This window comes from Pseudoxanthobacter sp., assembly GCF_036822375.1.
GTDB lineage: Bacteria > Pseudomonadota > Alphaproteobacteria > Rhizobiales > Segnochrobactraceae > Pseudoxanthobacter.
The window spans coordinates 1-10,890 of sequence record NZ_DAISHT010000116.1 but is presented as its reverse complement, the minus strand read 5'-3'; the positions used below and the strand labels follow the sequence as shown (position 1 = coordinate 10,890).

Genomic DNA, 10,890 nt, shown 5'->3' with positions numbered 1-10,890 from the left:
GCCATTCAGGGCGCCGTGCAGAAGCAGCCGGTCAACGTCACCGCCATCGTGATGTTCCTCGTGTTCGTGGGCGCCACCCTCGGCCTCACCTACTGGGCTGCCCGGCAGACCCGCTCCGCCTCGGACTTCTATACCGCCGGCGGCGGCATCACCGGCTTCCAGAACGGCCTTGCCATCGCCGGCGACTACATGTCAGCGGCCGCCTTCCTCGGCGTGTCGGGCATGGTGTTCGCCAAGGGCGTGGACGGCCTGTTCTACACCGTCGGCTGGACGGTCGGCTGGCCGCTGATCCTGTTCATGATCGCCGAGCGCCTGCGCAATCTCGGCCGCTTCACCTTCGCCGACGTGGCCTCCTACCGTCTCGACCAGACGCTCATCCGCTCGCTGGCGGCGGTGGGCGCGCTGGCGGTGGTGGTGTTCTACCTGATCGCGCAGATGGTGGGTGCCGGCAAGCTGATCCAGCTGCTGTTCGGCCTCGACTATGCCTATGCGGTGGTGCTCGTCGGCGTGCTGATGATGCTCTACGTCACCTTCGGCGGCATGCTGGCCACCACGTGGGTGCAGATCACCAAGGCCGTGCTGCTGCTCGGCGGCTGCACCGTGCTGGTGGGGCTTTCGCTGTGGCACTTCGGCTTCAGCCCGAGCGCGCTGCTTGAGGCCGGCCTGCAGAACAACCCGCTGCACGAGGCGATCCTGAAGCCGTCGGTCTCCATCTCCGACCCGATCACCGCCATCTCGCTCGGTCTGGCACTGATGTGCGGTCCGGCCGGCCTGCCCCACATCCTGATGCGCTTCTTCACCGTTCCGGATGCGAAGGCGGCCCGCAAGTCGGTGTTCTATGCCACCGGTTTCATCGCCTACTTCTTCATCCTCGCCGTCATGATCGGCTTTGCGGCCATCACCATCGTCGGCACCAACCCGGAATATCTCGACGCGGCCGGCAAGATCCTCGGCGGCGGCAACATGGCGGCGATCCACCTGTCGCAGGCCGTGGGCGGCAACGTGTTCCTCGGCTTCATCTCGGCCGTGGCCTTCGCCACCATTCTGGCGGTGGTCTCCGGGCTGGCGCTGGCCGGCGCCTCGGCGGTGTCGCACGATCTCTATGCCCGCGTCTTCAAGGGCGGCAAGGCGACCGAGAAGCAGGAGATGAAGGTCTCGCGCATCGCCACTCTCGTGCTCGGCGTGCTGGCCATCGTGCTGGGTCTGGCGTTCGAGAACCAGAACATCGCCTTCATGGTGGGCCTCGCCTTCGGCCTCGCCGCGTCGGTCAACTTCCCCGTGCTGTTCATGTCGATCTTCTGGAAGAACATGACCAGCCGCGGCGCCTTCATCGGCGGCTTCCTCGGCCTCATCACCGCGGTCGGCTGCGTGGTGCTCGGCCCGGCGGTGTGGGTTGCGGTGCTGGGTTTCGCGAAGCCGATCTTCCCCTACGAGCAGTATACCCTGTTCTCCATGGCGATCGCCTTCATCGGCATCTGGTTCTTCTCCATCACCGACCGTTCGGCCCGTGCTGTGGAAGACAAGAGCGGCTACCGCGATCAGTTCATCCGCTCCGAAACCGGCCTCGGCGCCGCGGCGGCCTCCAGCCACTGATCCCGGCTGCCATCCTGAAAAAATGCACCGCCGCCCCGGCCTCCGGGGCGGCGGTGTGCGTTTTTCCACGCCCGTTTCGCTCACGGGAAAATGCGCCGGTGTTGTCGCCGATCATCGTGCGGCCCCGGAGACGGCGGGATAGTGTGGTGCCGACGGCCCTGCACCTGCGCTCAGGGCACCGCCGCAAGGAGGCCACGATGTCTGTTTCCGTCCGCTCCCGTCCGGCTGCCGCGCTGCAGCGCGCCGCCCGCCCCCTTTCACTGCGTCCTCTTGCGCTGCGTCCTCTTGCGCTGCTGATGGCCGCCGCCATGCTGCTGCCGGCGCCGGCTGCGCTCGCCTGCTCGCGCGCGCTCTATCAGGGCGATGACGGCAACGTCATCACCGGCCGCACCATGGACTGGAAGGAGGACATGCGCACCAACCTGTGGGCGTTTCCGCGGGGCATGAAGCGCGATGGCGCCGGCGGCCCCGGCACCCCGCAGTGGACCTCGAAATATGGCAGTGTCATCGCCTCCGCCTACGACATCGGCGCATCCGACGGCATGAACGAGAAGGGCCTCGTCGCCAACCTGCTGTTCCTCACCGGCTCGGTCTATCCCAAGCCGGATGGCCGCCCGGTGCTGTCGCTGGCGATGTGGCTGCAATATGCGCTGGACAATTTCGCCACCGTCGACGAGGTGGTGAAGGCGCTCTCGACGGAGAGCTTCCGGGTGGAAACCGGCCGCCTGCCGAGCGGCGCGGTGGCGCAGCTGCACCTGTCGGTCTCCGATGCCAGCGGCGATTCCGCCATTTTCGAATATATCGACGGCAAGCTCGTCATCCATCACGGCCGGCAATATCAGGTGATGACCAACGAGCCGCGCTATGACGACCAGCTCGCCATCAACACCTACTGGCAGCAGGTCGGCGGGCTCTCGTTCCTGCCCGGCACCAACCGGCCGGAGGACCGCTTCGCCCGCGCCGCCTTCTATATCAACGCCATCCCCAAGGGCGTCGCGACGAACTATATCGGCGCCGTTCCCGGCGGCGCCCTCGTCAATCAGGCGGCGGCGAGCGTGATGGCCGTGATGCGCAACGTCTCCGTGCCGCTGGGCATCACCACGCCCGACCGGCCCAATGTGTCGTCGACCATCTGGCGCACGGTCTCCGACCAGAAAAACCGCGTCTATTTCTTCGATTCCGCCACCACGCCCGATACTTTCTGGGTTTCGCTCGACAAGCTCGACTTCGCCGCCGGCCAGCCGGCGCGCCGGCTGACGCTGACCGGCGGCCGAGTGGTGGCGGGCGAGGCCGCCGGCGCCTTCCAGCCGGCAGAACCGTTCGTGCCGCTGGCAGCCGGCACCGGGCTCTAGACCCGGACCGGCAAAGAACGCCGACAAGGAGGAAACCCCATGCTCATCGATCCCGCCCGCGCCCGGCTGCTGGTCGTCGACGTTCAGGAAAAGCTGATCCCGTCGATGCACGATTTCGCGCCGGTGGAGCACAATATCGGCCTGCTCGCCCGGCTGGCCGGCGAACTCAGCCTGCCGCGGCTCATCACCGAGCAATATCGCAAGGGCCTCGGCCCCACCATCGCCTCGCTCAGCGCGCTGATGCCCGACGTGCCGGTGATGGAGAAAATCGCGTTCTCCTGCCTCGGCGATCCGGCCATCCGCGAAAAGCTGACAGAGGACTTCGAGGCCCAGATCGTGGTCACCGGCATCGAGACCCATGTCTGCGTGCTGCAGACGGTGCTGGAGCTGCGGGCCGCCGGGCTCTCCACCTTCGTGGTGGCGGACGCCGTCACCTCGCGCGCCCCCCACAACCGCGCACTGGCGCTGGAGCGCATGGCGGCGGCGGGGGCGCACATCGTCTCCACCGAGATGGTGCTGTTCGAGCTGCTGCGCACCGCCGCGCACCCGAGCTTCAGGCTCATGAGCCGGCTCATCCGCTGAACCGGCCCGCCTGCCTGCCCCGCCTGCCCGCCGATGTCCCGCGGCGGGCGGGCCTCAGGCCAGATGGCAGCCGGCGCGGCGGCGCCCGGCGATGTAGTCGCCCGCCAGCGCCTCCAGCCGCGCGCGGCCGAAACTGGCGAAGTGTCCGCCATGGACCGTTTTCACCGGCAGCCGCAACAGCCGCTCCAGCGAGGCGACGTAGTCGTCCGGGCAGGAGTGCCAGGCATCGTCGATCAGCGGACCGTCATAGACGATATCGCCGGACAGCAGCGTGCGCGTCGCCGCTTCCCACAGCGCGATGCCGCCCGGCGAATGGCCGGGCGTGTGGATGACCTCGAACGCCCGGTCGCCCAGATCGATGACATCGCCGTCCTCAAGCAAGCGGGTTGCCGGCGCCGGCGGCACCCGGAAGGTCGCGGCATCCCAGCCCGGCGGAAAGCCGTCAAACATCTCGTCGGTGGCATAACGATCCGAAACGGTCTGGTCCGGCCGCGGATCGGCGAGGATTGCCGCCTCCGCGCAGTGCACGCAGCGATCCGCGAATTCATGGTGGGCGCCGATGTGGTCGAAATGCGTGTGGCTTGCCACGCACACCAGCGGCCGGCCGGTGAGGCGCGGCACATGGCGGCGCAGCGGCACGACACCGAGGCCGGTATCGAGCAGGAGGTCGCGGTCGCGCCCCGTCACATGCCACATGTTGCAGCGATAGAACGGCCGGATCCACGGCTCGTGGACAAGGGTGATGCCATCGGCCTTCTGCTGCGTCTCGTACCAGAGACCGGCCTCAATGGTCATGCGTGCCGTCACGGCGTGTTACTCCCTGTAAGGCCCGGCATTCTTGCCCGGCAATTTTGCCCGGCGGTCTCTGTGCCGGCCGGTCAGAACAGACTGAGCTGGCGCGGCCCCGGCGACGGACCGGCCGGGCGGCCGGAGCCGGCGACATGGGCGGCCGGCAGCGCACCGAGGAATGGCGAAGGTGGCCGCGCGCGCACCGCGCCGTGCCGGAAGCGCTGGGCGGCGCGGGTCAGAAACAGCCGGTCGCGGGCCCGCGTCATCGCCACATAGAACAGCCGGCGCTCCCCGGCCTGTGCCGCCGGGTCGCCGTCGCCGGCCCCGTCCCACGCAAACGGCACGAGCCCGGCCTCAAGCCCGGTCACGAACACCACGGCAAATTCCAGCCCCTTGGCGGCGTGCATGGTGAACAGCGACACCCGGTCGGCACGCGGATCGCGGAAATCGGCTTCGGTTGCAAGCGCGATTTCGTCGGCAAGGCGGGCCGGATCGCCGGCAACGGAGGGCCGCGCCGCAAGGGCCTCAAGCCAGCCGCGGGCCTGCGCCACAGCCGCGGCATCCGCCCCCGCCCGGCGGGCGGCCTCCGCGGCCTGCGCAAGGCCGGGGCCGTTCGCGGGTGCGCCCGCCGCGCCTGCGGCCGCCAGCAGGGCCACCACGCCCGGATGGCCGGAGAGCGGCGCCGGCGTGCTTTTCTGGTGGGGAATGCCGGCGCGGTCGAAGGCCGCCCGCAGCGCCGCCGTTTCCGCATCGGTCCGGCACAGCACGGCAATATCGGCAAAGCCGAGGGCCGCCGGCGCCGCGCCGCCGGCCGGGCGGGTGCGAGCGGCGGCGAGCATATCGTGACCGCCGATGAGCGCCTCTGTGGCAGCAGCCACATAATCGGCCTCCGCCCGTTCGTCGGCGGCGGCATGGACGGTCACCGGCGCCCCGGCCGGCCGCATGGCGCACGCCGCGCCCGCGCCGGAAAAGGCCGCTGCCGCCGCCACGATGGTGGCCGTGGAGCGATAGTTGCGGGCAAGGCGCAGCGTGGCCCCGTGCGGATAATCGGCGCGGAAGCGATCGAAACAGCCGGCATCGGCACCGCGAAAACCGTAGATCGCCTGATCGGGATCGCCGATGACGCAGAGCCGGCCTTCCGGCCCAGCCAGCGTGCGCAGCAGCCGGTACTGCATCTCGTCGACATCCTGAAATTCGTCGGCGACGATGTGGGCAAAGCGCGCCCGCCATCGGGCCGCAACCGCGTCGTCGCCTTCCAGCAGCGCCACGGCGCGGCAGACGAGATCGTCGAAGTCGAGGCTGTTCGTCTCCCGGCCGATGGCCTCCAGCGCGGCGCGGGCGGCCTCTTCCTGCGCGCCGCCGGCCGCCCCGGTGCGCTTCAGCACCGAAACGGCCTTCAGCAGCGTGGCGGCCTTCGCCTCGCTCAGCCCCAGCGCGGCGGCCAGCGCCGGGCGGCGTTCCTCCGGCGTGGCAACGCGGAAATCCGCGGCAAGGCCGGCGCGGCCACTTTCCGCGCGCAGGATGGCAAGCCCCAGCGAATGGAAGCTGTGCACCGCAAGGGCCGTCGCCTGCCGGCCGAGAAGCGCCGCAAGGCGGGCGCGCAGTTCGTCGGTCGCTTTGCGGGTGAAGGTCACCGCGAGGCACGCCGGGGCCGGCACGCCACATTCCAGCACCAGCCGGGCGAGGCGGCAGGTCAGCATCCGCGTTTTGCCGGCCCCCGGCCCCGCCAGCACCATCAGCGGCGCCGGTGCGACGGCCGCCGCCGCCTGATCGGCATCGAGCCCGGCAAGAACACCATGAAGAACACCGGCAGCCGCCGCGGCGGCCGGCGGCAGCGCGGGGTCTGCGGCGGTGTCTGTCCCGATACCCGGCGCGGTGTTCTGCGCAGGCGGCGTCGCCTTCGGGCGGGCGCGGCGCGAAACCGGCGCCTCAAACAGCAGGTCGCCCTTCGTGCGGCGGGCCAGTTCGCCGTCCTGAAACAGCCGGATGACGCCATATTCGCCGTCATAGCCCGCCTGCCGGATGACGTGGCCGGCCCGCAGCCGCGCAACCGCCTCGCCCATCAGCGGATCGACGCGGGCGATATCCTCCACCGGCACCTCGCCGAGCAGGCTCAGCTCCGGCCCCAGAAGAGCGCCTGTGCGGTCATAGGCCCGCATCACCGCGCCGGAGGCGACACCGCTGCCGACGATCTCGGAGAGGATCTCCGGCAGCGGCACGAGGCTTGCGACCGGGCCGGCGGTGTGCGGCGGGCGGGCCGCGGCCTCGCTGCGGTCGGCCAGCATCCCCACCCGGTGCGCCACGCCCACCGTCACCCGCCCGCCGCACACCGGACAGCGGCCGTCGAGCGCCAGCGTCTCCTTCGGGTCGAGGCGCACGCCGCAGGCGCGGTGGCCGTCCAGATGGTATTTGCCCTCCTCGGGGAAGAACTCCACCGTGCCGCCATAGCCCTCGCCGGTCTCCAGCGCCCGGCGGATGGCGGCATAATCCGCCGCGCAGGAAAAGCGCGTCGCCTCGCGCCCGAGCTTGCCCGGCGAGTGGGCATCGGAACTGGAGGTGAGCCGGTAGCGGTCGAGAAACGACACCCGCCAGTTCATCGCCGGATCGGAGGAAAGCCCGGTCTCCACCGCGAAGATGTGAGGGGCGAGATCGCCATAGCACTCGGCAATGGAATCGAAGCCCGACTGCGAGCCGAGCGCGGCGAACCACGGGGTCCAGATATGGGCCGGCACCAGATAGGAATCGGGGGCGGAGTCCAGCGCGATTTCCAGAAGATCGCGCGAATCGAGACCGAGGATGGGCCGCCCGTCGGAGGCGATGTTGCCGATGCGGCCAAGGCTGCCCGCCAGCCGGTCGGCGGCCTCAAGGCCCGACAGATAGATCAGGTGATGGATCTTCCGGGTCTTGTCGCCCTTCTTGTAGATCGTCGAGATCTCGGTGGAGAGCATGAACGACACCGGCTGCCGGCAGGCCGGCGGCAGGGTGGCGAACACGGCCTGCGTGATATCCGCTCGCAGGCGGAAAAGGCCGTTGCCCTCGGCCACCAGCTTGTCGCGGATTTCGGCCAGCCAGTGCGGATGCACGCAATCGCCGGTGCCGACCACCCGGATGCCCTTGCGCGCCGCCCACCACGCCAGATGCTCCAGATCGAGATCGCGGCTGGTGGCGCGGGAATATTTCGAGTGGACGTGCAGGTCGGCGCAGAACGACGGGTCGGCCGGGAAGGACATGGAGCACCGCAGGCTGCCGGGCGGGGCGGGAAGAACCCGCCCCTTATAGCAGCAAACGGCCGGGCGGGGCGCGCCGCCCGCCTCAGTAGCTGCGCGCTGTCTGCAGGATCTCGCGCTTGCCGGCGTGGTTGGCCGGGCCGACGATGCCTTCCTGCTCCATGCGCTCCATCAGGCTTGCGGCGCGGTTGTAGCCCACCTGCAGGCGGCGCTGGATGTAGGACGTGGAGGCCTTGCGGTCGCGCAGCACAATGGCCACCGCCTGCTCGTAGAGATCGCTGGAAGTCTCGCCCAGCGGGCTCTTGTCGAACACCGCCTCCTCGGCCTCCGGCGGCCCTTCGGCCTCCTCCTCCAGCACCACTTCTTCCAGATATTCCGGCCCGCCCTGCGTCTTCAGGAAGGCCACGACGTGCTCGACCTCGGTGTCGGAGACGAAGGCGCCGTGCACGCGGGTGATGCGCCCGCCGGCGGCCATGAACAGCATGTCGCCCTGCCCCAGCAGCGTTTCGGCGCCCATCTCGCCCAGAATGGTGCGGCTGTCGATCTTGCTCGTCACCTGAAACGAAATGCGCGTCGGGAAGTTGGCCTTGATGGTGCCGGTGATGACATCCACCGACGGGCGCTGGGTGGCCATGACGAGGTGGATGCCGGCAGCGCGCGCCATCTGCGCCAGACGCTGGATGGCACTTTCAATGTCCTTGCCGGCCACCATCATCAGGTCGGCCATCTCGTCGACGACGATGACGATGTAGGGCAGCGGCGACAGGTCCATTTCCTGTTCTTCGAACAGTGCCTCGCCGCTTTCCTTATCGAAGCCGACCTGCACCTGCCGGGTGATGGTCTCGCCGCGGGCCCGCGCCTCGGCCATGCGGGTATTGTAGCCGTCGATGTTGCGCACGGCGAGGCGGGCCATCTTGCGATAGCGCTCCTCCATTTCGCGCACCGCCCACTTCAGCGCCACGATGGCCTTCTTCGGGTCGGTGACGACCGGCGTCAGCAGGTGCGGAATGCCCTCGTAGACCGAGAGTTCCAGCATCTTCGGATCGATCATGATCAGGCGGCACTGCTCCGGCGAATAGCGGTAGAGCAGGCTGAGAATCATGGTGTTGATGGCCACCGACTTGCCCGAGCCGGTGGTGCCGGCCACCAGCAGGTGCGGCATGCGCGCGAGATCGGTGACGAGCGGTTCGCCGCCGATGGTCTTGCCGAGGCAGATGCCGAGGCGGCCGCGGGTTTCAGTGTATTCGTGGCTCGCCAGCAGTTCGCGCAGCCACACGGTATCGCGCCGCCGGTTGGGCAGTTCGATGCCGATGACGTTGCGCCCCGGGATCACCGCCACGCGGGTGGAAACGGCGCTCATGGAACGCGCGATATCGTCGGCAAGCCCGATGACGCGGCTCGATTTGACGCCCGGCGCCGGCTCGAACTCGTAGAGGGTCACCACCGGTCCCGGGTTGGCGTCGATCACCTCGCCGCGCACGCCGAAATCGCGCAGCACCTGCTGCAGGGCGCTGGAGTTCTGATCGAGGAAGGCCTCGGAAAGCTCGAAATCGGGTTCAAGCTGCGGCGGCTCGCACAGGAGGTCGAGCGGCGGCAGCTCATAGTGCGCCGGCCGGGCAGCAGCAGCCGTCGCCTCGTCATCCGCTGCCGCGCCCCCGACATCCGCAGCCGCGGGCAGCGGTGCGGGCACGGCCGGCACAGCGGGCAGCGCCATCGCCCCCGGCACCACCGGATAGGTCTGCCAGCTGAACGTCGCCGACATCTTCAGGCTGCCGAGCCCGGCAACGGACACCGGGCGGAACACGGCCACCGGCGGCACTGCCAGCAGGCCGGCTTCCGCCACCGCCGGCAGGACCGCCCCATCGCCCTCGCCGGCCGGAACCGGCGGCTGCGACTCAGCCGCATCGCCGGTCACCGGCAGGGCGGGTGAGCCGTCCTCATCCGGCCACGCCGGCCCGTCGCCCTCGTCCGCCGCCGGAAGTTCCGGCTCGTCGTCGCCGGCAAGCGCCGGCCCGGCATCCTCGTCCTCGTGCGGCCACACCCCGGCCACGGCGCCGGGCTCCGCCGCGCAGGCCTCCTGTGCCGGACCCTCGCCGGCGGTGCACTCATCATCGGTGCGCTCGTCATCGGGGGCGGCGGTCAGGCCATCCCCGGCCGCGGGACCGTCGTCGTCGTCGACAGCGGCCCACGGCAGGCCATCAGCAGCCATCGCCCCGTCGGACAGGTCTTCGCCGGCAGACGGCAGATCCGGCAGCCCATCGTCCGCCACCCCGTCGCCCTGCCCCATATCGCCGTGCAGATCGACGGCAGCGACATCGCCTACAGCCGTGTCATCTTCGGGTTCTTCGCTGACGGGTTCGTCGACAACGAAATCGCCGTCCCCGTCCGGCTGCGCGACCGTCTCATCCGCTGAAGCGGACCACGACGCCTCCTCGTCCGGCAGATCGTCCGCCGGCAGATCGTCCGCCAGCAGGGGCATGCCGGACAACGGCGGCAGCAGGTCCTGATCCGGCGCTGCCCGACCGGCGAAGCCGGCGGCCCCGAGCACGAACACACCGGTGAGCGCAGCCAGCCGCGGCGGCACGGTGTCGGCGAACGTCTCCGGCAGCGTCAGTTCGCCGGCCGGCGGCCACACCGCATCGCCGGCGGCCGTGACGGCCGCGCGGTGCCAGTCGCCCCCGTCAAGCAGCGTCTCGTCACGCAGCGCCTCCGCTTGCAGTGCCTCGGCTTGCAGTACCTCGGCTTGCAGTACCTCGTCATGCCGCCCGTCGTCCGGCCCCGCTTCGTCCTCAGGCCAGTCGCTGCCCGATTCAGGGCCGTCGAAAGCCGCGTCGTGCAGGGCTTCGTCGTGCAGGGCCTCGCCGTGCTGCGGCTCGTCATGCTGCAGCTCGTCGTGCGGAGCCTCCCCGGCACAGGGCGCGCCGGCCCCATGTCCGGCCCCATGTCCGGCCCGGTCGTGTCCGGCGCCGTCATGTCCGGCCCCGTCGTCGGACCACGCCATCCGGTCGTGCCAGACCGCATCGCCGGCCGGGGCGTCGGTGCCGGCGGCGTCCCCGGCGAGATCGTCCGTGAAATCATCCGTCTGCGGCCCCGCATCGCCGATGACGGTCGCCTCGTCGTCGGTGTGCTCCGCGTGCAGGGGCCGGGCCATCTGCCAGAAGGCTCCGGTCATCGCCACCGTCTGCGGCACCACGACGGCTTCCGGTGCCGCCTCGTCCGGCGCGGCAGCCGCGCCGGGGCCGGCAGGCGCGCCTTCTGCAACGCGCTCTTCCGGCAGGCCCGCGTCGGCCGGGGCCGGCAGCCATTCGCCGGCCGCCGCCTGTTCCGCGGTTTCGGCCATCATGCCG

At 70.1% G+C, this 10,890-nt stretch carries 6 protein-coding genes; 3 read left to right on the top strand and 3 right to left on the bottom strand.

What is annotated here, in order from left to right:
• The 3 genes from V7067_RS11515 to V7067_RS11505 all read left to right on the top strand — a co-directional run.
• Positions 1 to 1,593 (top strand): cation acetate symporter (locus V7067_RS11515; RefSeq protein ID WP_334176047.1); only part of this gene is annotated, 1,593 nt, incomplete at its 5' end.
• Between the two features lie 197 nt (positions 1,594 to 1,790).
• Positions 1,791 to 2,945 carry a linear amide C-N hydrolase gene (locus tag V7067_RS11510; RefSeq protein WP_334176046.1) on the top strand — a complete coding sequence of 385 codons (1,155 nt, stop codon included), beginning with the start codon at positions 1,791 to 1,793 and terminating at the stop codon, positions 2,943 to 2,945.
• A 39-nt stretch (positions 2,946 to 2,984) separates the two neighbouring features.
• Positions 2,985 to 3,527: a hydrolase gene (locus V7067_RS11505; protein ID WP_334176045.1), complete on the top strand. Its 543-nt coding sequence runs from the start codon at positions 2,985 to 2,987 to the stop codon at positions 3,525 to 3,527.
• A 54-nt stretch (positions 3,528 to 3,581) separates the two neighbouring features.
• Here V7067_RS11505 and V7067_RS11500 read toward each other — a convergent pair whose 3' ends face one another.
• The 3 genes from V7067_RS11500 to V7067_RS11490 form a co-directional block, all read right to left on the bottom strand.
• Complete coding sequence (locus V7067_RS11500) at positions 3,582 to 4,322, bottom strand: MBL fold metallo-hydrolase (RefSeq protein ID WP_334176049.1); 741 nt, start codon at positions 4,320 to 4,322, stop codon at positions 3,582 to 3,584.
• Between the two features lie 83 nt (positions 4,323 to 4,405).
• Entirely contained in the window at positions 4,406 to 7,546 is a 3,141-nt protein-coding gene (locus tag V7067_RS11495) for a UvrD-helicase domain-containing protein (RefSeq protein ID WP_334176044.1), read from the bottom strand.
• 82 nt (positions 7,547 to 7,628) lie between these two features.
• Positions 7,629 to 10,886 carry a DNA translocase FtsK gene (locus V7067_RS11490; protein WP_334176048.1) on the bottom strand — a complete coding sequence of 1,086 codons (3,258 nt, stop codon included), beginning with the start codon at positions 10,884 to 10,886 and terminating at the stop codon, positions 7,629 to 7,631.
• Positions 10,887 to 10,890: the final 4 nt, after the last annotated feature.

Excerpts from the sequence above, each read along its gene's own strand:
- V7067_RS11510 (WP_334176046.1), top strand. The coding sequence starts at position 1,791 with ATGTCTGTTTCCGTCCGCTCCCGTCCGGCTGCCGCGCTGCAGCGCGCC.
- V7067_RS11505 (WP_334176045.1), top strand. The coding sequence starts at position 2,985 with ATGCTCATCGATCCCGCCCGCGCCCGGCTGCTGGTCGTCGACGTTCAG.
- V7067_RS11500 (WP_334176049.1), bottom strand. The coding sequence starts at position 4,322 with ATGACCATTGAGGCCGGTCTCTGGTACGAGACGCAGCAGAAGGCCGAT.
- V7067_RS11495 (WP_334176044.1), bottom strand. The coding sequence starts at position 7,546 with ATGTCCTTCCCGGCCGACCCGTCGTTCTGCGCCGACCTGCACGTCCAC.
- V7067_RS11490 (WP_334176048.1), bottom strand. The coding sequence starts at position 10,886 with ATGATGGCCGAAACCGCGGAACAGGCGGCGGCCGGCGAATGGCTGCCG.